The organism is Segeticoccus rhizosphaerae, from assembly GCF_009192725.1.
GTDB lineage: Bacteria > Actinomycetota > Actinomycetes > Actinomycetales > Dermatophilaceae > Segeticoccus > Segeticoccus rhizosphaerae.
The window spans coordinates 1-25,323 of the sequence record NZ_VOHR01000026.1 but is presented as its reverse complement, the minus strand read 5'-3'; the positions used below and the strand labels follow the sequence as shown (position 1 = coordinate 25,323).

General features: G+C 70.3%; 26 protein-coding genes and 1 pseudogene. 14 read left to right on the top strand and 13 right to left on the bottom strand.

Translation table 11 applies throughout. From position 1 onward, the window contains the following. The coding region (locus FRW57_RS04160) for an MBL fold metallo-hydrolase (protein WP_152185395.1) at positions 1–546 on the top strand (546 nt) is incomplete at its 5' end. 5 nt (positions 547–551) lie between these two features. Here FRW57_RS04160 and FRW57_RS04155 read toward each other — a convergent pair. Next, positions 552–1,256, bottom strand: a complete 705-nt coding sequence (locus FRW57_RS04155; protein ID WP_137120374.1) for an RraA family protein — start codon at positions 1,254–1,256, stop codon at positions 552–554. A gap of 181 nt (positions 1,257–1,437) precedes the next feature. Here FRW57_RS04155 and FRW57_RS04150 point away from each other — a divergent pair, with 181 nt between their 5' ends. The 8 genes from FRW57_RS04150 to FRW57_RS04115 all read left to right on the top strand — a co-directional run bounded on the left by FRW57_RS04150 (position 1,438) and on the right by FRW57_RS04115 (position 9,570). After that, positions 1,438–2,226, top strand: coding sequence for an IclR family transcriptional regulator (locus FRW57_RS04150; RefSeq protein ID WP_152185394.1), 789 nt, complete (start codon positions 1,438–1,440; stop codon positions 2,224–2,226). After that, complete coding sequence (locus tag FRW57_RS04145) at positions 2,223–3,413, top strand: CaiB/BaiF CoA transferase family protein (RefSeq protein ID WP_137120376.1); 1,191 nt, start codon at positions 2,223–2,225, stop codon at positions 3,411–3,413. The genes FRW57_RS04150 and FRW57_RS04145 overlap by 4 nt, the downstream gene beginning before the upstream one ends. Further along, complete coding sequence (locus FRW57_RS04140; protein WP_152185393.1) at positions 3,413–4,429, top strand: hydroxymethylglutaryl-CoA lyase; 1,017 nt, start codon at positions 3,413–3,415, stop codon at positions 4,427–4,429. Before FRW57_RS04145 ends, FRW57_RS04140 begins: the two co-directional genes overlap by 1 nt. Continuing rightward, positions 4,426–5,844, top strand: a complete 1,419-nt coding sequence (gene leuC / locus FRW57_RS04135; RefSeq protein ID WP_152185392.1) for a 3-isopropylmalate dehydratase large subunit — start codon at positions 4,426–4,428, stop codon at positions 5,842–5,844. The genes FRW57_RS04140 and leuC overlap by 4 nt, the downstream gene beginning before the upstream one ends. Then, positions 5,844–6,449 (top strand): 3-isopropylmalate dehydratase small subunit, encoded by a 606-nt coding sequence (gene leuD, locus FRW57_RS04130; RefSeq protein ID WP_152185391.1) that lies wholly within the window; start codon positions 5,844–5,846, stop codon positions 6,447–6,449. Before leuC ends, leuD begins: the two co-directional genes overlap by 1 nt. A gap of 70 nt (positions 6,450–6,519) precedes the next feature. Further along, on the top strand, positions 6,520–7,500 hold the full coding sequence (locus tag FRW57_RS04125) for a Bug family tripartite tricarboxylate transporter substrate binding protein (protein WP_137120380.1): 981 nt from the start codon (positions 6,520–6,522) through the stop codon (positions 7,498–7,500). Then, positions 7,497–8,048 (top strand): tripartite tricarboxylate transporter TctB family protein, encoded by a 552-nt coding sequence (locus FRW57_RS04120; protein WP_152185390.1) that lies wholly within the window; start codon positions 7,497–7,499, stop codon positions 8,046–8,048. Before FRW57_RS04125 ends, FRW57_RS04120 begins: the two co-directional genes overlap by 4 nt. Positions 8,049–8,061: 13 nt before the next feature. Next, a complete protein-coding gene (locus FRW57_RS04115) occupies positions 8,062–9,570 on the top strand; it encodes a tripartite tricarboxylate transporter permease (RefSeq protein ID WP_137120382.1) in 1,509 nt (502 codons plus the stop codon). Between the two features lie 127 nt (positions 9,571–9,697). Here FRW57_RS04115 and FRW57_RS04110 read toward each other — a convergent pair whose 3' ends face one another. Both FRW57_RS04110 and FRW57_RS04105 read right to left on the bottom strand, forming a co-directional pair. Continuing rightward, positions 9,698–10,207, bottom strand: a complete 510-nt coding sequence (locus FRW57_RS04110) for a 2'-5' RNA ligase family protein (RefSeq protein ID WP_162308136.1) — start codon at positions 10,205–10,207, stop codon at positions 9,698–9,700. Between the two features lie 29 nt (positions 10,208–10,236). Further along, on the bottom strand, positions 10,237–10,914 hold the full coding sequence (locus FRW57_RS04105) for a Crp/Fnr family transcriptional regulator (RefSeq protein WP_137120384.1): 678 nt from the start codon (positions 10,912–10,914) through the stop codon (positions 10,237–10,239). Between the two features lie 59 nt (positions 10,915–10,973). Here FRW57_RS04105 and nth point away from each other — a divergent pair, with 59 nt between their 5' ends. Genes nth through FRW57_RS04090 form a run of 3 tightly spaced genes read left to right on the top strand, consistent with a single transcriptional unit; the run spans position 10,974 to position 13,646 of the window. Then, positions 10,974–11,711, top strand: coding sequence for an endonuclease III (gene nth, locus FRW57_RS04100; protein WP_137120385.1), 738 nt, complete (start codon positions 10,974–10,976; stop codon positions 11,709–11,711). Further along, the gene (locus FRW57_RS04095; protein ID WP_338055351.1) at positions 11,708–12,406 is read left to right on the top strand and encodes an NUDIX hydrolase; all 699 of its coding nucleotides are present in this window, start codon (positions 11,708–11,710) and stop codon (positions 12,404–12,406) included. The genes nth and FRW57_RS04095 overlap by 4 nt, the downstream gene beginning before the upstream one ends. 31 nt (positions 12,407–12,437) lie before the next feature. Then, a complete protein-coding gene (locus FRW57_RS04090) occupies positions 12,438–13,646 on the top strand; it encodes a MarP family serine protease (RefSeq protein WP_152185389.1) in 1,209 nt (402 codons plus the stop codon). A gap of 97 nt (positions 13,647–13,743) precedes the next feature. On the opposite strand, the gene FRW57_RS04085 is transcribed toward FRW57_RS04090, so the two are convergent. The 3 genes from FRW57_RS04085 to nhaA all read right to left on the bottom strand — a co-directional run bounded on the left by FRW57_RS04085 (position 13,744) and on the right by nhaA (position 16,568). Beyond that, positions 13,744–14,658, bottom strand: a complete 915-nt coding sequence (locus tag FRW57_RS04085; RefSeq protein ID WP_137120387.1) for an alpha/beta fold hydrolase — start codon at positions 14,656–14,658, stop codon at positions 13,744–13,746. Between the two features lie 18 nt (positions 14,659–14,676). After that, positions 14,677–15,093, bottom strand: coding sequence for a phage holin family protein (locus FRW57_RS04080; RefSeq protein ID WP_137120388.1), 417 nt, complete (start codon positions 15,091–15,093; stop codon positions 14,677–14,679). 143 nt (positions 15,094–15,236) lie between these two features. Next, the gene (nhaA, locus tag FRW57_RS04075; protein ID WP_152185388.1) at positions 15,237–16,568 is read right to left on the bottom strand and encodes a Na+/H+ antiporter NhaA; all 1,332 of its coding nucleotides are present in this window, start codon (positions 16,566–16,568) and stop codon (positions 15,237–15,239) included. Between the two features lie 200 nt (positions 16,569–16,768). On the opposite strand from nhaA, the gene FRW57_RS04070 reads away from it, so the two are divergent. Further along, positions 16,769–17,755 carry a pirin family protein gene (locus FRW57_RS04070; protein WP_152185387.1) on the top strand — a complete coding sequence of 329 codons (987 nt, stop codon included), beginning with the start codon at positions 16,769–16,771 and terminating at the stop codon, positions 17,753–17,755. Positions 17,756–17,998: 243 nt separating this feature from the next. Here FRW57_RS04070 and FRW57_RS04065 read toward each other — a convergent pair whose 3' ends face one another. The 7 genes from FRW57_RS04065 to FRW57_RS04035 all read right to left on the bottom strand — a co-directional run bounded on the left by FRW57_RS04065 (position 17,999) and on the right by FRW57_RS04035 (position 24,829). Continuing rightward, on the bottom strand, positions 17,999–18,595 hold the full coding sequence (locus FRW57_RS04065; protein WP_137120391.1) for an AMIN-like domain-containing (lipo)protein: 597 nt from the start codon (positions 18,593–18,595) through the stop codon (positions 17,999–18,001). Between the two features lie 135 nt (positions 18,596–18,730). Continuing rightward, complete coding sequence (locus tag FRW57_RS04060) at positions 18,731–20,359, bottom strand: solute symporter family protein (RefSeq protein ID WP_137120510.1); 1,629 nt, start codon at positions 20,357–20,359, stop codon at positions 18,731–18,733. Positions 20,360–20,373: 14 nt separating this feature from the next. Beyond that, on the bottom strand, positions 20,374–20,721 hold the full coding sequence (locus FRW57_RS04055; protein WP_137120392.1) for a DUF485 domain-containing protein: 348 nt from the start codon (positions 20,719–20,721) through the stop codon (positions 20,374–20,376). Between the two features lie 128 nt (positions 20,722–20,849). Further along, entirely contained in the window at positions 20,850–22,394 is a 1,545-nt protein-coding gene (locus FRW57_RS04050) for a sodium/solute symporter (protein ID WP_137120393.1), read from the bottom strand. Then, the gene (locus tag FRW57_RS04045) at positions 22,391–22,780 is read right to left on the bottom strand and encodes a hypothetical protein (protein WP_238999291.1); all 390 of its coding nucleotides are present in this window, start codon (positions 22,778–22,780) and stop codon (positions 22,391–22,393) included. The genes FRW57_RS04050 and FRW57_RS04045 overlap by 4 nt, the downstream gene beginning before the upstream one ends. 5 nt (positions 22,781–22,785) lie before the next feature. Continuing rightward, positions 22,786–23,616 carry a LytR/AlgR family response regulator transcription factor gene (locus FRW57_RS04040; protein WP_152185385.1) on the bottom strand — a complete coding sequence of 277 codons (831 nt, stop codon included), beginning with the start codon at positions 23,614–23,616 and terminating at the stop codon, positions 22,786–22,788. Between the two features lie 10 nt (positions 23,617–23,626). Then, entirely contained in the window at positions 23,627–24,829 is a 1,203-nt protein-coding gene (locus FRW57_RS04035; RefSeq protein WP_152185384.1) for a sensor histidine kinase, read from the bottom strand. Between the two features lie 22 nt (positions 24,830–24,851). On the opposite strand from FRW57_RS04035, the pseudogene FRW57_RS04030 reads away from it, so the two are divergent. Next, positions 24,852–25,323, top strand: a pseudogene (locus FRW57_RS04030) (hypothetical protein); the annotation flags it as partial.

Sequence of the window (25,323 nt, the reverse complement as noted above, 5' to 3'; positions counted from 1 at the left end):
GCCGAGTCGGCCGACCGGTTCGCCGAGCTGACGCGGGCGCCGGTGCGCGCCATCGGCGCCGGCCACGACGACCTGCGCGACGGCGACCGGGTGCGCGTCGGAGGCCTGGAGATCGTCGTGGTCGCCACCCCGGGTCACACCGCCGACTCGCTGTCCTTCCTGTTGCCTGCGGAGAACCTGCTGCTCACCGGTGACACGGTGCTCGGCCGGGGGAGCACGGTGGTGGCACACCCCGATGGCGAGCTCGCGGCATACCTCTCGTCGCTGGGGCGGCTCGAGGCGATGACCGGCAGCGGTGAGGTGACCTCGATCGCCCCGGGCCACGGCCCCACCGTGTCGGACGCGGCGGGCACGGTGCGGTGGTACCTCGACCACCGTCGGGAACGACTCGACCAGGTGCGGGACGCGCTCGCGGCCGGTGCCGCACAGGCACCCGACGTCGCCGACGCCGTCGTGGAGCGGGTGTATGCCGATGTGCCCCGCGAGGTCTGGCCGGCCGCCCGGCTCAGTGTCCTCGCCCAGCTCGACTACCTGCGGGATCGGTAGGCGCGTCAGCCCCTCGGGGCCTTGGTGACATCGCGGAGCTCGGCGATCCGTGCGTCGATTCCCGTGGCCGCGGGCAGGGTGGCGCCGCCGTTGATGGCGGCCCGCCACTTCGCCTCCCGCTGGTCCACTGCTCGGGTCTTCTCGAGGACCTCCCCCACCCTGTCCCCGGGGATCACCACCACTCCGCTGCGGTCTGCCCGCACCACATCGCCAGGCCGCACGAGGACGCCACCGCATTGGATGGGCACGTTGATGGCGCCCGGCCCCTCGCCCGAACCTGTCGCGGGATGGGCGCCCCGGGCATACACGGGCAAGCCCACTTCCTCAATGCCCTCCACGTCGCGGATGACGCCGTCCACGACGACCCCCCGACACCCCGCGGCGAGCAGCGTGGCGGAGACGACGTCGCCCACCAGCGCAGCGTCCAGTCGCCCCCCGCCGTCGATCACCAGGACATCTCCCGACTGGACGAGATCCGTTGACTTCAGCGGAAAGAGGATGTCACCCGGGCGGGTCCACACCGTGGTTGCAGGCCCGCAGACGTCCACCTCACCGCACCGGTGGGCGATGCCGGGACCCAGCACGCTGACCGGACCTCCCGAGTCGGCGATCTGCGTCGTCGGATAGGCGCTGAGCTGTTTCACGATCTCCGCATCAGGCCGCGGGACCTCGTGATGGATCTCCCACTCGCGCGGGTGTGACTTGGACATGGACTTCTCGCTTCCTGCGGTGGCGCTCACGCCCTCCGCAATGGCTGTGACTGTCGGCCGCCGGCGCTGCAGCGCCTCCCGGGGGGACCAAAGAAACTGCCCGGTAGGGGGTGCGCTGGCAAAGGTGAGTATGTACTATCCCCTCCACTAGTTGGAAGCACCTTCCAAATAATGGAGAAACATGAGTGGAGTCGGCGTCCTCGACAAGGTGATGGCGATCCTTGCTGCCTTCCCCGACGGCACGACGCGGCTCGAACCCTCCGAGATCGCTGAACGGCTCGGGATATCGGTCCCCACGGCCTACCGGCTCATGGCCGGGATGGCGGAACACCGGCTCCTCGCTCCCGGGCGAGGCGGCTACCGACTCGGTGCCGGACTGATCAGGCTCGGTGCGAAGGCGACCGAAGGCGTCGAGGCACGCCGGGTCGCGCTGCCCTTCATGAAGGAACTGCGCGATGACACAGGGGAAACCGTCGAACTGCAGATCCGGACCGGCTACACGCGCGTCCCGATCGAGATGATCGTGGGCCACCGAACCGTCCGGACCATGGGGGAGATCGGCGTGCCGCTCCCGATCCACGTCGGCGCGTCCAGCCGAGTCCTCCTCGCCTGGATGGATGAGGAGGAGGCCATGGTGCTGGCTCGGCGAAGCTCGGAGGAGAACCATCCCGCCGGACGGCCCCCGTGGAGTCCCCAGGCCTACCGCCGGCGCCTTCGCGTGGTGCGCCGACAGGGCTGGGAGTTCAGCCGGGGCGAACGCGACCCTGAGACGTCCGCAGTGTCCGTCCCCGTCTTCGATCGAATAGGTGATGTTGTGGCTGCTGTCATCGTGTCGTCCACCGCGACCCGATTCGCCGAGGAGGCGCACCGATCCGACGCGATCGCCCGCGCCCGCGAGTGTGGGTCGGCAGTCTCGCTCGCGCTCGGGTTCTCCGACGACGTGGTCGATGCCGCGGAGACCGTACGGTGACCGGGCCACTCCGCGGCCTCCGGGTCCTCGACATCGCCACCGTCTTCGCCGGCCCGTTCGCGGCCGCCCTGCTCGGCGACATGGGGGCCGATGTGCTGAAGGTCGAGATGCCGGGCACGGGTGACCCGCTCCGCGCCCTGGGCCCGTTCAAGGGGGACGTCTCCCTGACGTGGGCGGCATCCGCGCGCAACAAACGCAGCATGACCCTGGACCTGCGGACGCCGGCGGGCCAGGAGATCCTCTGTCAGTTGCTCGCCCAGCAGGACGTTCTCATCGAGAACTTCCGCCCGGGCACCCTAGACAAGTGGGGCCTGCCCACCGAGCGGCTCCGGTCGACGAACCCCGACCTCGTGATCGTGCGCGTGAGCGGCTACGGACAGACCGGACCCAACAAGGGCAAGGCCGGGTTCGGCACTCCTGCAACGGCATACAGCGGCTATGCGCACATCAGCGGATTCCCCGACCGGCCCCCTGTCCTGCCCTCGGTCTCCCTGGTCGACTACCTGACCGGCATGTATGCGGCGATGGGGGCGCTCGCGGCCATCTACCAGCTGCGCGTCGCCGGCGGACCCCCTGAAGAGGTGGATGTCGCGCTCTACGAGTCGATCTTCCGGATGCTCGAGGTCGTCGTGGCCGAGTATGACGTGCTGCACCAGGTGCGCGAACGCACCGGCAACGAGCTCGCCGCATCCTCGCCTGCCGGGATCTACGAGACCAAGGACGGGCAGTGGCTGGTCATCGTCACGAGCACCGAGCACACCTTCCGTCGGCTGGCCGAGGCCATGGACCGGGCGGACATGCTGACCGACCCCCGGTATTCCACCAATCGCGCGCGGCTCGACCGGCGCGAGGAGATGAACCGCATCCTGTCCGAGTGGACCGGGCAACGGACCAGGGCGGAGCTGACGCAGGTCCTGGACGACTTCAGCGTCCCCCACTCCCCGATCTACAGCGCCGAGGACATCTTCTCCGACCCGCACTACGCGGCACGGGAGATGCTCGTCGAGGTGACGCATCCCCAGCTGGGCGAGATCAAGCTGCCCGGAGTGGTGCCCAAGTTCAGCGAGAACCCGGGCAACGTCCGGAGCGCCGGGCCCGGCCTCGGAGAGCACACCGACTCCGTCCTCAAAGAGCTGGGAATCCCCCAGGAAGAGATCGAGAGCCTGCGCGAGAGAGGAATCGTCTGATGTCCACGCTGAGCGAGGCGCAACGGTATGCCGGCGAGGCGGCGGGCCGTGACCCCCTGCCCTTCGAGCTGCCCGAGCGTGTGCGCATCCAGGAGGTGGGACCACGTGACGGGTTCCAGCTCGAGACGACGACGATCGAGACCTCCGACAAGGTGGCGATCATCGACGCGCTGTCAGCGGCCGGGCTCCCGGCGGTGCAGCTCACGTCGTTCGTCCGTCCCGATGCCGTCCCACAGTTGTCGGATGCTGCGGAGGTGATGGCCCGGTACACGCCGGCCGAGGGCGTCACCTACTCCGTGCTGGTCCCCAATCTGAAGGGGGCCCAACGCGCGCTGGAGTTCGACGCGACCGTGTGGGAGCTGATGCTCTCCTCCACCGACGCGCACAGTCTCGCCAACGCCAACTGCACCACCGCCGAGTGCATGGACCGGCTCCGACCGGCCATCGAGCTCGGTCACGAAAATGGCATCTCGCTGGTCGGCGGCATGGGGACCGCCCTGGGCTGCCCCTTCGAGGGGCGCACCAGCTTCGAGCGGGTCGCATGGGTCGTCGAGCTCTTCGCCGAGGCAGGTGTCAACCACGTGACCCTCGCCGACACCGCCGGACTGGCCGATCCGTCGCACGTCTTCGATCTGTCGAAGCGGCTTCGAGCCGCCTTCCCAGACACGGGAATCACGCTGCACCTGCACAATACGCGCGGGCTCGGCATGGCCAACGTGCTCGCGGGCCTGGCTGCCGGCGTCACCGACTTCGACTCCTCCGTCGGTGGCCTGGGGGGCTGCCCCTACGCGCCGGGCGCCACCGGCAACATCGCCACCGAGGAGCTGGTGCACATGCTGTCGCTCCTCGGGATCGAGACCGGTGTCGACCTCGACGCCGTGATCCGGATTGCCCGCGACCAGGTCCGGCCGGCGGTCCAGCACCGCCTGGAGAGCTCCTTCGAGAGGGCCGACCCGTCGTGGCGCCTGCACAAGGCTCCCGAGCGCCAGATCCTTCGCGAGGCGGCGTCCTCGTGACGGCTTCTGCTGGGCCCAGAACGCTCGCCGACAAGGTGTGGGACAGCCACGTCGTCCGGCAGGCCGAGAGTGAGCCGGACCTCCTCTACATCGACCTGCACCTGCTGCACGAGCTCAACACGCCCGTCTCCTTCGACCTGCTGCGTGAGTCCGGGCGGACGGTCCGGCGGCCGGACCTCACGCTCGGCACAGAAGACCACAACACGCCGACCAAGGACATCACCAAGGTCATCGAGGACCACGCGGCGCGGCACCAGGTCGAGCTGATGCGCAGCAACTGCGAGCAGTTCGGCATCGAGTTGCACCGACTCGGCGACGAGCGGCAGGGCATCGTGCACGTCATCGCGCCCGAGCTCGGCCTGGCGCAACCCGGGATGACCATCGTGTGCTGCGACTCGCACACCACCACCCAGGGAGCCTTCGGGGCGCTGGCCTTCGGCATCGGGACGTCGCAGGTCGCGCACGTCCTGGCCACGCAGACACTGCGCATGGGCCGGATGAAGAACATGCGGGTGACGGTGAACGGTGCGTTGCCGGCTGGGGTCTCCACCAAGGACCTCGTCCTCGCCCTGATCCACGAGGTGGGCACGGCCGGAGGACAGGGTCACGTCATCGAGTACTGCGGCTCAGCCATCGAGGGACTGTCGATGGAGGGGCGGATGACGGTCTGCAACATGTCCGTCGAGGCCGGGGCCCGCGCGGGCATGGTCGCCCCAGACGAGACGACCTTCGCCTACCTGAAGGGACGGCCGCACGCACCGACCGGCGCGGACTGGAAGGTTGAGCTCGCCGAGTGGCGCACCTTCCGCACTGATCCCGGTGCTGTCTTCGACCGCGAGGTGGTGTTCGACGCCAGCACGTTGTCCCCCTTCGTCACCTGGGGCACCAACCCTGCGCAGAGCGTCCGCCTCGACGGGGTCGTTGCCGATCCCGCGGAGCTGGATGACCCCGCGGCCCGGCAGGCCGCTCGACGAGCCCTGGACTACATGGGACTGGCGCCCGGGACCGCCATGCGCGACATCGGCGTCGACGCCGTCTTCATCGGTTCCTGCACCAACGGTCGGATCGAGGACCTGCGGGCGGCTGCCGAAGTGCTCGATGGACGCTCGGTCGCCGATGGCGTCGAGGTCGTGCTGGTGCCCGGCTCCGAATCGGTGCGCCGGCAGGCCATGGACGAGGGGCTGGACCGCGTCTTCGAGAAGGCCGGGATCCAGCTGCGCTACCCCGGCTGTTCGATGTGTGCGGCGGTCAACGAGGACCGGTTGCGTGCCGGGCAACGTGCTGCCTCCACCAACAACCGGAACTTCGAAGGCAGACAGGGCAAGGGATCCCGGACCCACGTCGTGTCCCCTGCCGTGGCGGCCGCCAGTGCGGTGGCCGGACGGCTGTGTTCGCCGGAAGACCTGGAGGCGTGATGGAGCCGTTCACCGTGCACGTGGGCCGCGCGGTTCCGTTGAGGCGGACCAACGTCGACACCGACCAGATCATCCCGGTCCGCTTCCTGACCCGCAGCAGCATCGCCGGATACGGGGAGAACCTGTTCAACGACTGGCGGGACGACCCCGACTTCGTGCTGAACGACCCCCGATTCACCGATGCGTCGATCCTGGTCGCCGGCACCGACTTCGGCATCGGTTCGTCGCGCGAGTCCGCAGTGTGGGCCCTCACCGGCCGCGGGTTCAAGGCGGTGCTCAGCCCGAGATTCGGCGACATCTTCTACGGCAACGCTTTGTCCAACGGTCTGCTCCCGGTCACCGTGGACGAAGCGGCCACGAAGGCTCTGTGGGAGCTGATCGAGCGCGATCCCTCCCTCGCCGTGACGATCGACCTGGGCGCCAAACAGGTTCGCGCCGCCAGCTTGGCCGTGCCGTTCGAGATCGACAGCCACGCCAGGTGGCGGCTGATGCACGGCCTGGACGACGTCTCCCTCACCGAGCACCACACCGCCCGCATCGCCGACTACGAGAGCCGGCGCCGACCGACCATGCCCACGACCGGCAGGCGAAGGGAGGTCTCCTGAGTCTCGGCAGTGCGCACCACCTCCCACCACCAAGCCGTGCCGGCACAGGCACAGATCATGGAGATGACCCGTGTTGAAGACCCGATTCCTCGCAGCAGCGGTCGTGAGCGGCCTCGCGCTCTCCGGCTGCTCGAGCTCGTCCGCCGAGGGCAGCACCGACGACTACCCCAAGGGACCCGTCCAGATGAGTGTTGGTGCCGATCCCGGCAGCGGCTTCGACCTCACGATGCGCACTCTCGTCGACGTGCTGCAGAAGGAGAAGATCGTCGATGCCCCCATGCCGATCGAGAACCACCCGGGCGCGGCGTCGGCCGTCTGGCTCGCGCAGATGGTCGAACGCAAGAAGGAGGCCGACGATCAGGTGTCGGTCACGTCCCTGGTGATGATGACCAACAAGGCGCGGGCGCAGTCGAAGTACAACTACGACGACGTCACCATGATCTGTCGGCTGCTGTCCGAGTACTTCGTGGTCGTCACCAGCGCGGACTCGAAGTACAAGGACCTGAAGTCGGTGCTCGATGCCGTGGTCAAGGACCCGAAGTCGGTGCCCGTGGGGGCGGCGTCGGACGACCAGCTGCCGTTTGCCCTGCTCGTCGACGCGGCCGGTGGCGAAGCCTCCAAGATCAACTTTGTCGCCTATGACGGCGGTGGCGAGCAGAGCGCCGCGCTGCTCTCCGGTGACATCAAGGTGGCCATCGCCGGCACGAGCGAGTTCCTGCCGCTCATCGAGTCCGGCAAGCTGAGGGCGCTGACAGTGGTCGGCGAGAAGCGGCTCAAGGGACTGCCCGACGTCCCCACCTCGGTGGAGCAGGGCTATGACGTCACCCTGTCGAACTGGCGGGGGATCTACGGGCCTCCCGGTATGCCCGATTACGCGGTCACCTACTGGAAGAAGGCGCTGAAGAAGGCCGTGAACTCCGACTCGTGGAAGAAGGCCGCCAAGAAGAACCAGTGGGAGACGACGTTCATGACCGGCGACGAGATGAACACCTACCTGAAGTCCACCAACCAGCAGGTGGAGGACGCGATGGCCAAGACCGGCAACTCATGACGGCGACGTTAGAGAGCGAGGCTCCTACAACGGAGCACCGGTCCGGGCGCTCCGACGTCTCGTCGGGCCTCGTGGTCGCCGTCGTCGGTGCGGTGCTGCTGGTCTTCGCGCTCCACATCGAGACGACGGGCAAGGACCTCGGCATCGGTCCGAGGACCCTGCCGGTCGCCCTCAGCGTGATGCTCATCGTGAGCGGTCTGCTCCTCGTCGGGTTGGGCCTGCGCCGGGTGCGGGTCATGGGGATCGAGCGGGAACTCATGCACTACGGCGACGCCGAGGACGTCGGGGAGCTCGTGCTCCCCGACGAGCCGCCGGTCCCTCCACGCCGGCTCGTGGTCGTCGTGGCGATGTTCATCGGCTACGCGCTGATCTTCATCCCGCTGGGCTACATGGTGTCCACCGCCCTCTACCTGGCGGCCATGGTCACCGTGATCGACCGGGCCCGCTGGAAGCGCAACCTGGCCTTCGCGGTCCTCTTCGCGGTGATCGTCTACTACGCCTTCACCCGACTGCTGGCAGTCCAGCTGCCGGCGGGCATCCTCGGCTGATCGGACCACTGGTATGGATGCGCTGAACTCGTTGCTGTCCGGCCTCGCCGGGGCCGTCACACCGACCAACCTCCTATTCGTCTTCGTCGGCGTCCTGATCGGGACGATCGTCGGTGTGCTGCCGGGCCTGGGGCCGATCACGGCCATCGCGCTGCTCATCCCGCTGTCCTTCGGGCTGGATCCGGCCGCCGGGCTGATCCTGTTGTGCGGTGTCTACTACGGCGCCATGTACGGCGGATCCATCACCTCCATCCTCATCCGCACGCCGGGGGAGGTGGCGTCGGCGGTCACGGCCCTGGAGGGCTACGAGATGGCCAAGCGTGGACACGCTGGGCCGGCCCTCGCCACCTCCGCCGTCGGATCCTTCATCGGCGGCTCCCTGGCCGTCCTCGGCCTGGTGTTTCTCTCGCCCGTGCTGGTCGACGTCTCGACCTCCTTCGGTGCGCCCGAGTACGCGGTCCTGCTCGTGGGCGCACTGGCCCTCACGACCTCGTTGATGTCCGGTTCGAGGTTGAAGGCCCTGATCTCGGTGTTGTTCGGGATGTGCGTCGGTCTGGTCGGCATGGACCCGCAGGACTCGGTGGCGCGGTGGACCTTCGGGAGCATCCAGCTCTCGGACGGCATCGACATCGCCCTGCTCGCGATGGCGCTGTTCGCCATTCCGGAGGCGATCCGCAACCTCGCCGTCGGAGAGCGACACCCGTCGCACGCCCTCGCCATCCAGCGAGCGTGGATGAACAAGAGGGACTTGCGCCGGTCGAGCGGTCCCTATGCGCGGGGCACGCTGATCGGCTTCGTCGCCGGCGTCATGCCGGGACTCGGTCCCACCCTCGGCTCCTTCGCCTCCTACTCGGTGGAGCGCACGCTCGGCCGACGGGCCAGGGACGAGCGCCGCGCCGAGTTCGGCCACGGCGCCATCGAGGGCGTGGCCGGGCCGGAGACCGCCAACAACGCCGGTGTCGGCGGCGCCATGGTGCCCATGCTGGCGCTGGCCATCCCGGGATCGGCCACGACCGCGCTGCTGCTCTTCGTCTTCCAGATGTACGGTCTCCAACCCGGTCCGCAGCTCTTCCAGACCGACGGTGACCTCGTCTGGACCATCGTGGCGAGCATGCTCATCGGCAACGCCATGCTCCTGGTGCTCAACCTGCCAATGGTCCGCCTGTTCGTGAAGCTGCTGAAGGTGCCTCCGCCGTTGCTCTACAGCGGCGTGATCGCGTTCGTCATGCTCGGGGCCTACGCGCTGACCTTCAGCTTCTTCTCGCTGATGCTGCTCCTCGTCATCGGGCTGATGGGCTACTTCCTGCAGGAGAACGGCTTTCCGTTGACGCCGGCGATCCTTGCGGCCGTTCTCCTGCCGCTGCTGGAGCTGAACCTGCGGCGTGCGCTTCGGATCTCGGCCGGCGACTGGACGACCTTCATCGACCGGCCGATCTCGTTGACCCTGCTGGTGCTCATCGTGATCGGGGTGGCCGTGCCGATGCTCCTGCAGCTGAGACGCCGCTTCGCGCGCCCCGACTGAGGAGGACCGGCCCGCACCCCCTTCCGCGAGGCGGTCGAGCGGGTGCAGCTGCCACGCGGTTCGAGCACCGAGCGCATCCTGGATGCGGCCGCCGAGAGCGGGATCAGAGCGCTGGCACCGGTGCTCGCTAGCCGCTGGCAAAGGGGAAGCGGGCCAGTGAGCGGCTGCGGTGCGGTTCGTACCAGTACAACTCGGCCGCAACGGCGGTGACGGTCACCGGGACGAAGGGCGCCACGCCGGCGGTCAGCTCGGCCAGCTCGTCCGGCGTGGCCGCGTGGTCGATCGACAGATGCGGTATGACGTCCGCGAACCTGCCGCCGTAGGGCGGACACTGCGGCCAGCGCCGCCACAGCTCCGAGGTGAGGGCGCGGAACGGGTCGGTCGGTTCGGGCACGAGGTGCACCAGGCCGTCGCCGGGGAAGCGGCCGAGCCGGGCGAGCTCGAAGCGAAACGGCACGACCCCGGCGAAGAAGCCGCACAAATCGTCCAGGACCTCAGGCGTCAGCTCCTCGCGCGGCAGGAACGGGCCGAGCAGGGTGATGTGCGCGTGCACCGTGTCGGGGTCGGCGTGCAGGTAGTCCGGCGCCCATCGCTCCAGCGGCGGCCGGACCACCGGTTCGAGCGGCGGGACCGGCACCAGCAGGACCGAGTGCGCGTCGGTGATGGTCAGCGGGCGCGGCGCTGGAGCCGCTCGACGTCGATCAGCGTGACGGCGCGGGCCTCGAGCTTGAGCCAGCCGCGCGTGGCGAAGTCGGCGAGCGCCTTGTTGACCGTCTCGCGGGAGGCGCCGACGAGCTGCGCGAGCTCCTCCTGGGTGAGGTCGTGGGCGACCAGCACGCCGTCCTCGGAGCGGCGGCCGAACCGGGTGGACAGGTCGAGCAGTGCCTTGGCGACGCGGCCGGGCACGTCGGTGAAGACCAGGTCGGCCAGGATGTCGTTGGTGCGGCGCAGCCGGCGGGCCAGGGCTGCGAGCATGGCGGTGGCGACGGCCGGGCGCCCCGCCAGGTAGTCGTTGAGGTCCTCATGGCCCAGGCCGAGCAGCTGGGTCTCGGCGATCGCCGACGCCGTGGCGGTGCGCGGTCCGGGGTCGAACAGGCTCAGCTCGCCGAAGAGCTCGCCGGGGCCCTGGATCGCCAGGAGGTTCTCGCGGCCGTCCTTGCTGGTGCGGCCGAGCTTGATCTTGCCCTCGCCGATGACGTAGAGCCGGTCGCCCTGGTCGCCCTCGCGGAAGAGCACGTCGCCGCGCTCGAGACGGGTCCGGGACATCGACCCCAGCAGGGCGGACGCGGCCTCGTCGTCGAGGCCTGCGAACAAGGGCGCATTTCTCACCACATCGAGATCCACGGGCGTCAGTCTGCCATGGTGCGGCCGTGATGGTCGGATCCGGCGTCTAATCTGGTGAGGTGTCTGCCACCGCCGCCGAATCGCCCGCCACGCCCACGGGGGAGTCCCCGGTCGCCCTGACCCGCCGCGCCCGCAAGGTCTACCGGCTCCTGCACGAGCGCTACCCCGACGCCCACTGCGAGCTCGACTTCTCCACTCCGCTGGAGCTTCTCGTGGCGACCATCCTGTCCGCGCAGACCACCGACGTGCGCGTCAACCTGGTCACGCCGACCCTCTTCGCGCACTACCGCTCGGCCGCCGACTACGCGGGCGCCGACCGCACCGAGCTGGAGACGATCATCCAGTCGACCGGCTTCTACCGCGCCAAGACGAACTCGCTGATCAAGCTGGGCGACGCACTGGTCGACCGGTTCGACGGTGAGGTGCCCGCGCGCCTGAAGGACCTGGTCACGCTGCCCGGCGTCGGCCGCAAGACCGCAAATGTGGTGCTGGGCAACGCGTTCGGCGTGCCCGGCATCACCGTCGACACGCACTTCGGCCGGCTGTCGCGGCGCCTGGGCTTCACGCTGGAGGAGGACCCGGTCAAGGTCGAGCACGAGGTCGGTGCGCTCTTCCCCAAGAAGGACTGGACCATGCTGTCGCACGTGCTGATCTTCCACGGGCGACGCACCTGCCACGCCAAGCGCCCGGCCTGCGGCGCCTGCCCCGTGGCCCGCTGGTGCCCGTCATACGGCATCGGCGAGACCGACCCCGACAAGGCGGCCAAGCTGCTCAAGTTCGAGCTGGCGCCGCGGTGAGCGACGCCGCCCGGGCTCCGGTGCCGGAGTGGATGGACCGGCTGCGGGGCCAGATCGGGCAGGTCCCGCCGAGCTGGTTCAGCCGGTTCCTCCCGCCGGAGGAGGGCGGCCGCGAGTCCGCGGTGCTGATGCTTTTCGGACCCGACGCGGCCGGGGGCGAGGACGTGGTGCTGACCGAGCGCGCCCACACCATGCGCTCGCACCCGGGTCAGGTGTCCTTCCCGGGCGGCTCGGTGGACCCGGAGGACGACGGGCCGGTCTCGGCGGCGCTGCGCGAGGCCGAGGAGGAGGTCGGGTTGCGGTCCGACGGGGTCGAGGTCGTGGCAAAGCTGCCGCAGTTGTTCCTCCAGCCAAGCCGGTACGTCGTCACGCCCGTGCTCGCCTGGTGGGCCCGGCAGTCGCCGATCGGCGTGCAGGACACGGGCGAGGTCGCCCGCGTGGTCCGTGCGCCCCTGCGCGAACTGACCGATCCGGCACGGCGTTTCACCGTCACGCACCCGAGCGGCTACGTGGGCCCTGGTTTCGAGGTCGACGGCCTCTTCGTCTGGGGTTTCACCGCCGGGCTGCTCTCCAAGGTGCTCGAGCTGGCCGGTCTTGACCGCGAGTGGGACCACACCGTGCGACGGCCGCTGCCGGAGTGGTTGCGCGCGCTCGGCGACGGTCCGCCGGCACAGCGTGAGGTCCGACGCCGGTGAGCAACGACCACGCGGGGCGTGGAGGTGCGGCATGAGCAGCCACGCCGTCCTGGACGTGGTGCTGGCCGCGCTGCTGGTCCTGTATGCCGTGGCCGGTTACCGCCGCGGGCTGGTCGCCAGCGTGTTCGCGCTCGCCGGCATCCTCGTCTTCGGCGCGCTCGGGTTGTGGCTGCTGCCCCTGCTGGTGCACCAGTCGCGAGCCGTCGACAACAGCATCTTCCTGCGCAGCCTGGTCCTCATCGCGGGAGTCCTCATCCTGGCCAGCTTCGGCCAGCTGCTGGGGTCGGCGCTCGGCGCGAGGATCCGGGGGATGGTCCACCCGCCGGCGCTGCGGTACCTCGACGCCGCGCTCGGCGCCGTCGCCTCCGTGATGGTGGTGGCGGTCTTCGTGTGGTTCCTCGCGGGCGCCGCTCGGGGGGCGCTGCCCGGATCCGCCGCTCGAGCGGTGTCGCAGTCCAAGGTCCTGCAGGGCATCAACCGGGTCGTCCCCGGTCAGGTCGGTGGGTGGTTCGCCGGGTTCCAGGACGTGCTCGACCGGCACGGCTTCCCGAGGGTCTTCGACGGTCTGCAGCAGGAGCCGATCCTGCCGGTCTCGCCGCCGGACGACGGGGCAACCAGGGGCCCGGGCGTCGCTCGCGCGTCCGGGTCGATCGTCAAGATCACCGGACTGTCCAACCGATGCCACCGCGGGCAGGAGGGCAGCGGCTGGGTCGTCGCACCGGACAAGGTGGTCACCAACGCCCACGTGGTGGCCGGCATGACCAAGGTCGCGGTGCAGGTGGGTGGCACCGGCCGCTCCTACAGCGGGCGGGCGGTGGTCTTCGACCCACGGCGCGACCTCGCGGTGCTGTCGGTGCCGGGGCTGCCGGCTCCGCCGATGAAAGTCGGCAAGGACCTCAACCGGGCGGACAGCGCCGTCGTGGCGGGCTTCCCGCTCGACGGGCCGTTCCGCCTCGCCCCGGCGCGGGTCCGCGGCATCATCACCGCACGCGGTGCCGACATCCGCGGCAACCCCGGCGTGAGCCGACAGGTCTACTCGCTTGCCGCGAAGGTGCAGCCGGGCAACTCGGGCGGCCCGTTGCTCGCACCGTCCGGTGAGGTGGTCGGCACCGTCTTCGCCCGGTCGATCGAGGACACCGACACCGGTTACGCCCTGACCATGCAGGAGTCCGCGCGGGTCCTGAAGAAAGCCGGCTCGGCGAACGTCCCGGTCGACACCGGTGCCTGTGTGTCCCGCTGACCGCGCTCGCTCGGGGTGGAGGCTTCTACCTCAGGTGACAGGCACGGCAGATCAAGATTGACCCCCTCCGTCCGGCAGTCACCTCGGCGGCGCGACGTCATCGGGGAAGGGCGCCGAGCCAGTCGACGAGGCGGCGGTTGACCTCGTCGGGTGCCTCCTCCGGCAGGAAGTGTCCGGCGCCCCTGAGGAACCGCTGGTTGAAGGGTCCGGTGACGTATCCCCCCGAATCAGCCGCCGCCGACGGCACGAAGGCGCCGTCCTGCTCCCCGTGCAGCTGCAGCACGGGCACGCGCACCGAGCGGTGCAGCCGGTTGACGAAACGCCGTCCGTCGCTGCGCAGCTGGCTGCGAACCAGCCAGCGGTAGTACTCCGCCGCGCTGTGGGCGACGAAGGGCAGGCCCATCGCGTGCGCGTAGCGCTCGACCACGTCGGGAGGGGGCCACCCACCATCCGGCGCCGCCCAACGGCGCAGGAACCCCTCGACATACGTGCTGTTGCGCGAGAGCCGCCGCTCGGGGACGAACGGTCGCTGGAGACCGGCGAGGTAACCGTTGGCGCGGACCTGCGCCGGGTCGGCGTAGGAGGCGCGGCGCCAGGCCAGCGGATGCGGCATGCCGAGTGCCGCGACCGCGCGGGTGACAGCCGGCTGCATCGAGGGCATCGACCAGCCGATCCACCCTCCCCAGCCGTGGCCCACGACGACCGCGTCCTCCGCGCCCAGGGACCGGATGACGCTGGCGGCGTCGGCAGCCAGCGTGAAGGTGTCGTAGCCGTGCGGCGGCTTGTCGGACCCGCCGTAGCCGCGCAGGTCCATGGCGACGGCGCGGTACCCGGCCTCGGCCAGGGCCGGCAGCTGCGCCCGCCAGGCCCACCAGAACTCGGGAAAACCGTGCAGCAGCAGCACCATCGGGCCCTGGCCGAGCTCGGCCACGTGGAATCGGGCGCCGTTGGCCGGGACGAGCCGGTGCTCCCAGGGGCCCTCGACGAAGATGCCCGCACCGTCAGTGTTCACGCGACCCCCGAGTCGTCGTCAACGGGCGTTGGATTCCTTGCTGGGCTTGACCGCCGCGATGGTGTCCTGTGCGTTCTTGATGGTGCGCTTCGGCTTGCCCTGGACCTTGCTGAGGGCGGCCTTGCCCATCAGGGCCAGGATGCCGCAGATGATCAGCAGGACCACGCCGATGATCAGGAAGGCCAGCCAGGGCGACAGCCCGGCCGCGACGATGCCGTAGACGGCCGCGAAGAACAGCAGCCCGAGCGCGTAGAGCGCCACCAGCCCGGCCGCGCCCAGCATGCCCGCACCGGTGCCGGCCTTCAGCGCATCGGCCTTCAGCTCGGCCTTGGCGAGGTCGAGCTCGCTGCGCACGATCGACGAGACGTCCTCGGTGGCCTGGGCGACGAGCTGCCCCAGGGTTCGTTCGGGCGTGGTGCTGTCAGTGGTGGCCATGACCTCTCCTTCGACGTGCGGGGGCGATCCACCCTGCGGTCCGCAGGGCACCCCCGACCCTATCCACCTCCGGGGCCGGTTGCCGCCCCCGCGGCTCTCCCGGGTGCCGCCTCCCGGCGCAGCGCGGCGCTCCGCTGGCCGGTTCAGTCCTCGTCGTCCCGCTGGTAGACATCCGGTATGCCGTCCGCGTCCAGGTCGAGCTGCTCCAGCTCGTGGATGCGGCGGTAGATCCGGTTGCGGCGGCGCAGCACCACTGCCGCGAGGAGGGCCGCGAGCGTCGAGCCGACGAGGATCGCGAGCTTGACGTGCTCGTCGTGCGGAGATCCGGCACCGTAGGCGAGCTCGCCGACGAGCAGCGACACGGTGAACCCGATCCCCGCCAGCAGGGAGAGCCCGAAGACATCCGACCACGCCAGGTCACTGTCGAGCTGGGCCCGGGTGAACCGTGAGAAGGCCCACGTCCCGCCGAAGACCCCGATCACCTTGCCGATCACCAGCGCACACACCACCGCGATGGCGGCCGGGTCGCGGAGGGCGTCGGTGAAGCCGCCGCCGAGCACGTGCACGCCGGCGGCCATGAAGGCGAAGACCGGCACCGCGAAGCCCGCCGAGAAGGGGTGCAGCCACTCCTCGAACCGCTCGGCGAGACTCGGTGCCGGCGGCGCGTGCGGGTCGGCATGCTGCCCGCCCTGCCGGGGCCGCACGGGGACGAGCATGCCGAGCACGACGCCCGCCACCGTGGCATGGACCCCCGAAGCGTGGACCAGTCCCCAGGCCAGCAGCGCCAGCGGCACGAGCAGCCACCACCGGTCGATCCTGCGCTGCACCAGGAACCCGAACAACGCCAGGGGCACCAGCGCCAGCAACAGTGCCACCACATCGAGGCTGTCGGTGTAGAAGAGCGCGATGATCGTGATGGCGATGAGGTCGTCGACCACGGCCAGGGTCAGCAGGAAGGACCGCAGGCCGGACGGCAGGTGGGTGCCGAGGACCGCGAGCACGGCGAGGGCGAAGGCGATGTCCGTGGCTGTCGGGATGGCCCAGCCCCGCAGCAGGCCGCTCTCGCCGTTGCCGATGGTGCCCGCGATGGCGACGAAGATCACCGCCGGCATGGCCACGCCGCAGGCGGCGGCCGCGACCGGCAGCGCCGCCTTGGCCGGCTGGTTGAGGTCGCCGACGACGAACTCACGCTTCAGCTCGAGGCCCGCCACGAAGAAGAAGACCGCCAGCAGGCCGTCGGAGGCCCACTGTCCGAGACTGAGGTCCAGGTGCCACGACGCCGGCCCGACGGTGAGGTCGCGCAGGGCGAAGTAGCTGTCGCCCCACGGCGTGTTGGCCCACACGATGGCCACGAGGGCCGCGACGAGCAGCAGCGACCCACCGACCGTCTCGGTCCGCAGCGCGCCGGCGATCCGCTGGGCCTCGGGCCAGCTCGAGCGGGTCAGCAGGCGACGCGGGTTTGGCACTTTGGTCATGCGGGGCCCCCTCGAAGTATCGGAGCGAACCTGCGAGCGGAGAACCTCGTGGGGTGGTCTCCGTGGGGTGCGGTCATGGGTCCTTCACGGGTCGTTCGACGCCGTCACGAGGCCCGTGACGAGGACGCCGACCAGACTTCCCGGCTCACCGGGCCCCACGCTAGCGGACAGCCGGCCGCTAGCCCTCGTAGGCTGGCTCGATGAGCAACACGATTGCCGACGTCTATCGGGAGTGCACCGACGACGTGGACCCGCACGGCCGGGAAATCACGGTCTACGACGCCATCCGGGCCCGCATCAGCCCGCGCGACGAGGTGCTGCGGTTGCTGCCGCACCGCGAGCGGCGGATGGTCGGGGCCTGGTGCTTCGCCGACCTGTTCGGCCCGCGGGACATCACCGGACAGACGGGTATGACGGTGCCTCCCCACCCGCACATCGGCCTGCAGACCGTCAGCTGGCTGGTCGAGGGCACGGTCCTGCACCGCGACAGCCTCGGCACGACGGCGCTGGTCGAGCCGGGCCGCGTCGGCATCATGACGGCCGGCCACGGCATCGCGCACTCCGAGAACTCCCCCGACGACCACGGGCCGGTCCTGCACGGCGCCCAGCTGTGGGTGGCGCTGCCCGAGGCCGCGAGGCACGGCGAGCACGCGTTCACGCTGCACGAGCCAGCCCCCGTCTGGTCGCGGGACGGGCTGAGCGCGCAGGTCTTCGTCGGCCGGGTCGGCGACGTGTCCGCCTCCGCACAGGGCGTGACCCCTCTCGTGGGCGCGGACCTCGCGCCGGAGGCCGCGGAGCGGCGCGAGGGCACCCTGCCGCTCGACACGGCATACGAGCACCTCTTGTTGCCGCTGCGCGGGTCAGCGACGGTGCCGGACGAGGCGGGCCATCCGGTCGAGGTCACCGCCGGTCAGGCGATGTACCTCGGCACCGACCGTTCCGCGCTCGAGGTGACGCTCTCGCCGGACGCGCGGGTGCTGCTCCTCGGGGGCGAGCCCTTCGAGGAGGAGATCGTCATGTGGTGGAACTTCGTCGGCCGGACCCACGACGAGATCGCGCGAGCGCGGCAGGAGTGGAACGGGCACGACCCGCGGTTCGGCGAGGTGTCGCACTACCCGGGTCCCGAGCGGCTGGTGGCCCCTCCGCTGCCCCATGTGACACTGCGGCCGCGAGGTCGCCGTCACTGAGCTGCGGGGACGAGCCGCGAGGAGCGCGACCACAGGCACGCGCTGAGGGAGGATTGACGTCCACCCGGCGGGACCCTGGACCCCGCCGGGTGGACCGACCAGTGTGCGGACCCCTGACTGCCCGCCGCAGCCGTCACCGGAAGGTGGAGTGACAACTGCCTGGGACCAGTGTGACGGAAGGTGTGTCTGTGAGGGACCAACGTCGTGACAAGACTTGGCAACGGGTTTGCGGTCAGCTGCTCCTCACCAGCGGTGTGCCACGTCGATCACCACACGGCTCCCGTGACCACCGTTCGGGGCTCCCGCCAGCGTGAACACCCGGAACGGCAACCGTGCCCGCACCCCTAGGCCGATGGTGGTCTGACCCTCGAAGCTGCCGCCCCACGAGACCTGCCGGAAGGTCGAGTAGCCCGTGGTGTTCACCAGCTCGGTGCGTTTGGTCGGGGTGTAGGTGGGCCGGCCGGTGGAGTTGTAGGCCGGCGCGTGGACCGTGATCGAGAGCTTGGCGCCGCCCCGCAGCGGGACGATCGCACCGGAGCCCTGGGCGAGCACGTTGCTGACGTACTTCACCACGTAGCCGCTGCGCCGGTCGGTGCCGCTGAGGTCGATGACGAGCCGGTCGAAGCAGGTGTGTCGACCGGAGCGCACGTCGGTGATCGACGCGGTGGTGGTCTGGGTCCACGACTTGGTGAGCGAGCCCCACTCGATGCCGCAGTATGGCGCGGCCACAGCGGGAGCGGCGGTCGCCGAGGACACGGCGAGCCCGAGGGCCGGTGCCCCGGTCAGGGCGAGCGCGAGGGTGAGCGGGCGGACGAGGGATCTTGTGCGGTGAAGTTTCATGGCGTCCTCCTTTGGACACCTCTTCCACGCGCACCGCACGGGCCCGGTTGACCGCGCCGCCCCGAATCCAGTTGCTGGGAGAAGGCGTCAAGGACGACGCCTTCTCCCAGCAGCAAGTGGAGTTGGTGCAGAGTGTCAGTGGATCACCGCCTTCTCCGCACCGGCACCGGTCAGGGAACGCACCTCCATCTCGGCGAACTTCTCCTCGCTGGAGCGCTCGCGGCTGGTCACGGTGCCCAGCCAGCCGAGGAAGAAACCGAGGGGGATCGAGACGATGCCCGGGTTGTCCAGCGGGAACCAGCTGAAGTCGACCGACGCGTCCTTGATCATCGACGTGCTGTTGCCGTCGGGGCCGGCCGGCTTGCCGGAGACCACCGGGCTGAAGGCGATCAGGGTGATGGCCGAGATCAGCCCGCCGTAGATGCTCCACAGGGCGCCCCGGGTGTTGAACCGCTCCCAGAACAGCGAGTAGAGGATCGTCGGCAGGTTGGCGCTGGCCGCGATCGCGAAGGCCAGGGCCACCAGGAACGCGATGTTCTGCCCGTTGGCGAAGATGCCGCCGACGATGGCCACCGCACCGATCACCAGGGCGGTGATCCGGGCGATGCGCACCTCACCCTTACCGCCGACCTCGCCCTTCTTCACGACGTTGTTGTAGATGTCGTGGGCGAACGACGCGCTGGCAGTGATCGTCAGGCCGGCCACCACGGCGAGGATGGTCGCGAACGCCACCGCCGCGATCAGGCCCAGCAGGATCTCACCACCCAGCTCGAAGGCGAGCAGCGGTGCGGCCGAGTTGGCGGCACCGGGCGCGCCGAGGATCCGCTCCGGGCCGACCAGCGCTGCGGCGCCGTAGCCGAGCACCAGGGTGAACAGGTAGAACAGGCCGATCAGCCAGATGGCCCACTGCACCGACCGGCGCGCCTCGCGGCTCGAGGGCACGGTGTAGAAGCGCATCAGCACGTGCGGCAGCCCTGCCGTGCCGAGCACCAGCGCCAGTGACAGGGAGATGAAGTCGATCTTGGTGAGCGTCGACTCGCCGTACTTCAGTCCGGGCTCGAGCATCTTCTCCCCGGCCGGTGACTCCGTGACCGCGTGGTGCAGCAGCGTGGAGATGTTGACGCCGTGCTTGCCGAGGACCCACATGGTCATGACGGCCGCACCGAAGATGAGCAGCACGGCCTTGACGATCTGCACCCACGTGGTCCCCTTCATGCCGCCCACGAGGACGTAGGTGACCATGATGATGCCGACGATCGCGATCACCAGGCTCTGCGCTGTCCGACCGTCGACGCCGAGCAGGAGGGCGACCAGGCCACCGGCGCCGACCATCTGGGCCAGCAGGTAGAAGAAGCACACCACCAGGGTCGAGATCGCCGCCGCCATCCGCACCGGGCGTTGCCGGAGTCGGAAGGAGAGCACGTCGGCCATGGTGAATCGGCCTGTGTTGCGCAGCAGCTCGGCCACGAGCAGCAGCGCGACCAGCCAGGCGACGAGGAAGCCGATGGAGTAGAGGAACCCGTCGTACCCGTTGATCGCGATGGCGCCCGCGATGCCGAGGAAGGACGCCGCGGACAGGTAGTCGCCTGAGATCGCGATGCCGTTCTGCGGGCCGGTGAACGCGCGGCCGCCCGCGTAGAAGTCGGCCGCCGACCGGTTGTTGCGCGAGGCACGGATGACGATGGCGAGGGTGATCAGGACGAAGACGACGAAGATCGTGATGTTGATGCCGGGGCTTCCGACGTTCGTCTGCGTCGGCATCATCGTGGCGAGGGCGCTCACGGCTGCTCTCCTTCGATCGAGTGACGGAGTCGCTCCGCGGTCGGGTCGAACTCTCGGTCCGCCCAGCGCACGTAGAGGGTCGTGATCACGAACGTGCTGACGAACTGGCCGAGGCCGAGGAGCAGCCCGATGTTGACGTTGCCGAACACCTTGGTGGACATGAAGTCCGAGGCGAACGCCGCGAGCAGGACGTAGAGGAAGTACCAGACCAGGAACAGCCCGGTCATGGGAAAGACGAACTTGCGGAACCGGCGGCGCAGGTCCACGAACTCCTCGGACCGCTGGACCTCGAGGTAGGTCGACCGGCGATCCGCATCTTCGAGCGGGGGAGCGCTCTCACTCATGAGGAACCTCCAGGGTGGTCAGTCACGGGGAAGTCCGGTGACGAAGGTCACTCTGGGGCGGCGCGGGCTCGCGCGGACCCCTTCACGGGACGTGGCGCGACGGACGGTCGAAATTCCTCGACCAACGGTCATCCACCTCGCGTTGCCGGCAGGACCAGTCCCTCCGGACCGTGCAGCAGCACCATCATCCGTCCGGTGCCCTGCGGCACGCGGTCCGGCGTCGCGAGCGAGACGACGATCGTCACCAGGAAGGTGATCGGCACCGTCCAGGCCGCGGGTTGCGACAGCAGGGCGCCGGGCCAGCCCGCCGGGACGCCGAACAGCACCGTCGTCGAGACGGCGAGGAGCGCCAGCGTGCCGCCGATCCCGAGGCCGGCAGCCGCCCCGACGGTCGACAGCCGTCGCCACCACACCCCGAGGACCAGCAGGGGGCAGAAGGTCGACGCGGCGACGGCGAAGGCCAGGCCCACCGCGCTGGCGAGAGCCACCGACGCGCCGGCCAGTGAGAGCCCGTAGGGCACCAGGATCCCGAGCACGGCCGCGACACGAAACCCTTGCACCGACATGGCATCCCCGCCGGTCCAGGCGTGCAGTCTGGGCCGCAGCAGGTCCTGGTCGAGCACACCCGCGACGGAGATGGTCAGGCCGGAGGCGGTCGACAGGAACGCCGCGAAGGCACCGCCCGCCAGCAGCGCGGACAGGACGTCACCCAAGGTGGTGGGGGAGGCGGCCGACGGCAGGAGCAGCACCACGGAGTCGGGGTGCAGTCCGTGCGGCAACTGCGGCAGCCAGACGCGCCCCCACACGCCATACAGGGGCGTGAACACGTAGAAGGCGGCGAGCAACCCGATCACCCACGAGGTGGTCCGGCGGGCCGCGTGACCGTCCGGGTTGGTGTAGAAGCGGACGATCACGTGGGGCAGCCCCATCGTGCCGAGACAGAGGGCCAGCAACGTGCTGTAGGTCCAGTATGTCGGGTGGTCCTGGCCGCCGAATCCGCTGAGCGGGCGGGCCCATCCGCCGCCTCCCGGCTCGCTGAGGACGACCGGGGCGGGCTGGCCCTGTCGCAGCCACAGCATGAGCAGGACGAAGGCGGGGATGCAGATCGCGGTGAGCTTGAGCCAGTACTGCACCGCCTGGACGAAGGTGATCGAGCGCATGCCGCCCGCCACCACGCTGAGCAGCACTACCACCGCGACGATCAACCCGCCGACCCAGGCCGGGGCGCCGGTCACCACGTGCAGTGCCAGACCGGCGCCCTGGAACTGCGGCAGCAGGTAGAGCCAGCCGATCCCGATGACCAGCACCGAGCAGAGCCGCCGGATCCGTGGGCTGTCCAGTCGCGCCTCGGCGAAGTCGGGGACGGTGTAGGCGCCCGATCGCCGCAACGGCGCGGCGATCAGGACGAGCAGGACGAGGTAGCCGACGGTGTAGCCGACCGGGAACCACAGCATGTCGGCGCCGCGGGAGTAGATCAGCCCCGCGATGCCGAGGAACGATGCGGCGGAGAGGTATTCGCCGCCGATGGCGGAGGCGTTCAGGCGGGGCGAGACGGCTCGGCTCGCGACGTAGAAGTCGCTCGTGGTGCGCGACAGCCGCAGCCCGAAGGCGCCGACCCCGGCGGTCAGGGCGCAGACCGCGACGATCGCGACGATCCCGTAGTGCGAGCTCACTGGCGCTCCACCAGGGCGACGAACTCGCGCTCGAGCCGCTCGGCCTGCCGCACGTAGTATCGCGCGGCGGCCAGCACCACCGGATAGACCGCGGCGCCGAGCACCAGCCAGGGCAAGGGGATCCGCCACACGTGGACGGTCTGGGTGGCCGGCACGAGCAGGAAGGCCAGTGGAAGCCCACAGAGGACGACGGCCGTCGCCGCGAGGACGGTCAGGGAGAGCCGCAGCTGGGCGCGGACGAGGGAGCGCATGTAGAGCTCACCCAGACCGGTCTGTTCCCGGATGTCGGTCGTGACGGGGCGTTGCGGCCCACGCACCACGGCGTTCCTCCGGGGAGAGGTGACCCGCACCCGCCGTGGGACGTCCGGCGGCTCGGTCGCGCGCACCGGCATCAGTCGGGCGCCCGAGAACGCAGCGCCGCCGGGGAGGCGATCCGGTCCCGGAGGGCGCGGGCGTGGCGGCGGCTGACCTGCAGCTCGGTGTCCCCGATCCGCACGGCCACGCGGCCACGGTCGACCCGCACCTCGTCGATGGCACTGGTGTTGACCACCGTGCTGCGGTGGATGCGCAGGAAACCCGCCGCCGCCCAGCGCTCCTCGAGGGTCGACAGGGGCACCCGCACCAGGTGCGAGCCGTCGCGGGTGTGCAGCCTGGCGTAGTCGCCCTGGGCGCGCGCGTAGCGGACCTGCGAACGCAGGATGAAGCGCGTCACGCCCCCGAGCTCGACCGGGATCGACTCGTCCGGCGCATCGCCGACCTCGTCGCCGCGGCCCCGGGCGGACAGGTGGGCCTCGACCACACGGTCGACCGCCTCCTGCAGCCGCTCCGCGCGCACAGGCTTCATGACGTAGTCGGTCGCCCGCAGGTCGAAGGCGTCCACGGCGTGCTCGTCGTAGGCGGTCACGAACACGACCTGGGGCCGCACCGGGAGCCGGCCGAGTGCCTCGACCAGCGCGATGCCGTCGAGCCCGGGCATCTTGATGTCGCAGAACACGACATCGACCGCGGTGTGGGCGAGGGACTCCAGCGCAGCCGATCCGCTGCGGGCGGTCGCCACGACCTGGATGCGCGGCTCGAGGCCGAGCAGGTAGTCGAGCTCGGCGAGCGCCGGCGGCTCGTCGTCCACGAGGAGGGCGCGCAGGCCGTCCTTCCGCGCCGCTGCCCGCGGGATGCGGGTGGGCTCGGCGGCATCCCTCGATCGGGAGGGACCTCGGTGGGGCATGGCCGAAAGGCTACGTGCTGGAGCGGATCACCGGCGAGTACTTCGGGACGCGGAAGCTGACCCGGGTGCCGGCGCCCTCGGCCGTCTCGACGGCCAGACCGTGGTCGTCACCGAAGACCTGCCGCAGCCGCGCGTCGACGTTGCCGAGGCCGACGTGGTCGCCGTCCGGCCCGCCGGCCAGCACCATGCGGACCACTTCGGGGTCGCTGCCGATGCCGTCATCCTCGATCACGATCTCCGCCTCCGAGCCGACGTCGCGGGCCGTCAGGTTGATCGTGCCCGGGCCCTCCTTGCCCTCCAGCCCGTGCCGCACTGCGTTCTCGACCAGCGGCTGGATGGACAGGTAGGGCAGCGACACGGCGAGCACCTCGGGCGCCACGAGGAGGGAGACCTGCAGCCGGTCACCGAAGCGTGCCTGCTCCAGCCGCAGATAGCGCTCGATGTTGGTCAGCTCGTCGGCCAGGGTGGTGAAGGTGCCGCCCCGACGGAACGCGTAGCGCGAGAAGTCGGCGAACTCCAGCAGCAGCTCGCGCGCGCGGGAGGGCTCGGTCCGGACGAACGAGGCGATCGCCGCGAGGCAGTTGTAGACGAAATGAGGGCTGATCTGGGCCCGCAGGGCGCGCAGCTCGGCCTCCATCGCCCGGGTGCGCTGCCGCCCCAGCTCGGCCAGCTCCACCTGGCACGACACCCAGCCGGCGAGCTCCTCGGTGGCGCGGGTGACGGCGGTGGACGCGGTGCGCCCGTAGGCCGCGAGGGCACCGACGACGTGCTCGTCGCTCACGACCGGGGCGAGCACCGCGTGCCGCACCGGGCAGTCAGGAGTGGCACAGTCGAGGTCCCCGCGGCCCAGGACCACCGTCCGCCCGGTCGCCAGGACGTCGGCCGCGTGCCGCAGGACGTCCTCCTGGTGGTGGCTGCCTTGTCCCTCCCAGGTGAGGGTGGACGTGGTGTCGCACAGCGCGATGGCCGGAGTGCCGAGCAGAGTGCGCAGGTGTCGACCCGCACGGGCGGCCGCGCTAGGGGTCAGGCCCTCCCGTAGGTGGGTCGCGGCACGGGAGGCCGTGTGCAAGGTGGTGTATGTCGCCCGGTCCACCGGGTCCTCGAGGTGGCGGCGGTGACGGACCACCCGGGTCGCCGCCCAGACGAGAGCGGCGAGCACGAGTGTGGTGAGCACCACGAGCAGCACCGCCGTGAGGTTGGCCGAAGGTCGCATGAGCGAACCCTAGGCTGGGCGGGTGCCTGAGCTCACCGAGTCACTCGTCGCCCTCCGCGCTCTGCAGCAGCTGCCCGGGGTGGCGGAGGCGACCGACGCCGCCCGCGAGGTGTGCACCGAGCTGCGCTGGCACCAGGCGCTCCGACGCCGGATCCCCCAGGCGGCAGCCGAGTCTCGCGTCCGCGGCGCCCGGGCCAGTGCGGCCCTCGAGGGTGCCGAGTTCGACGTGTCCGTGGTGCGCGACCTGATGCGGGGCGCCGTGGCCTGGCCGACCGACCCTGGCCCCCTCGAGGAGACACTGCGTGGAGCGGTGCAGGTTGCCGCCGAGACCGAGCACGTGGCGGCACTGCTGGCCAGCGCACCGGCTCAGGCACTGGCCCGGCTGCACGTCGCCGCGGCGACGGCGACCTCTCCGGCGTCGACAAGGCGGTTGCGCTCACCAAGGTCCGTCACAGCGTGCACGAGATGGACTCCAGCAGCGACCCCGTGCTCGT

Bases quoted from the DNA above. Each gene is read 5' to 3' on its own strand.
- FRW57_RS04155 (WP_137120374.1), bottom strand. From the start codon at position 1,256: ATGTCCAAGTCACACCCGCGCGAGTGGGAGATCCATCACGAGGTCCCG.
- FRW57_RS04150 (WP_152185394.1), top strand. From the start codon at position 1,438: ATGAGTGGAGTCGGCGTCCTCGACAAGGTGATGGCGATCCTTGCTGCC.
- FRW57_RS04140 (WP_152185393.1), top strand. From the start codon at position 3,413: ATGTCCACGCTGAGCGAGGCGCAACGGTATGCCGGCGAGGCGGCGGGC.
- leuD (WP_152185391.1), top strand. From the start codon at position 5,844: ATGGAGCCGTTCACCGTGCACGTGGGCCGCGCGGTTCCGTTGAGGCGG.
- FRW57_RS04120 (WP_152185390.1), top strand. From the start codon at position 7,497: ATGACGGCGACGTTAGAGAGCGAGGCTCCTACAACGGAGCACCGGTCC.
- FRW57_RS04115 (WP_137120382.1), top strand. From the start codon at position 8,062: ATGGATGCGCTGAACTCGTTGCTGTCCGGCCTCGCCGGGGCCGTCACA.
- FRW57_RS04090 (WP_152185389.1), top strand. From the start codon at position 12,438: ATGAGCAGCCACGCCGTCCTGGACGTGGTGCTGGCCGCGCTGCTGGTC.
- FRW57_RS04080 (WP_137120388.1), bottom strand. From the start codon at position 15,093: ATGGCCACCACTGACAGCACCACGCCCGAACGAACCCTGGGGCAGCTC.
- nhaA (WP_152185388.1), bottom strand. From the start codon at position 16,568: ATGACCAAAGTGCCAAACCCGCGTCGCCTGCTGACCCGCTCGAGCTGG.
- FRW57_RS04070 (WP_152185387.1), top strand. From the start codon at position 16,769: ATGAGCAACACGATTGCCGACGTCTATCGGGAGTGCACCGACGACGTG.
- FRW57_RS04065 (WP_137120391.1), bottom strand. From the start codon at position 18,595: ATGAAACTTCACCGCACAAGATCCCTCGTCCGCCCGCTCACCCTCGCG.
- FRW57_RS04060 (WP_137120510.1), bottom strand. From the start codon at position 20,359: ATGATGCCGACGCAGACGAACGTCGGAAGCCCCGGCATCAACATCACG.
- FRW57_RS04055 (WP_137120392.1), bottom strand. From the start codon at position 20,721: ATGAGTGAGAGCGCTCCCCCGCTCGAAGATGCGGATCGCCGGTCGACC.
- FRW57_RS04040 (WP_152185385.1), bottom strand. From the start codon at position 23,616: ATGCCCCACCGAGGTCCCTCCCGATCGAGGGATGCCGCCGAGCCCACC.
- FRW57_RS04035 (WP_152185384.1), bottom strand. From the start codon at position 24,829: ATGCGACCTTCGGCCAACCTCACGGCGGTGCTGCTCGTGGTGCTCACC.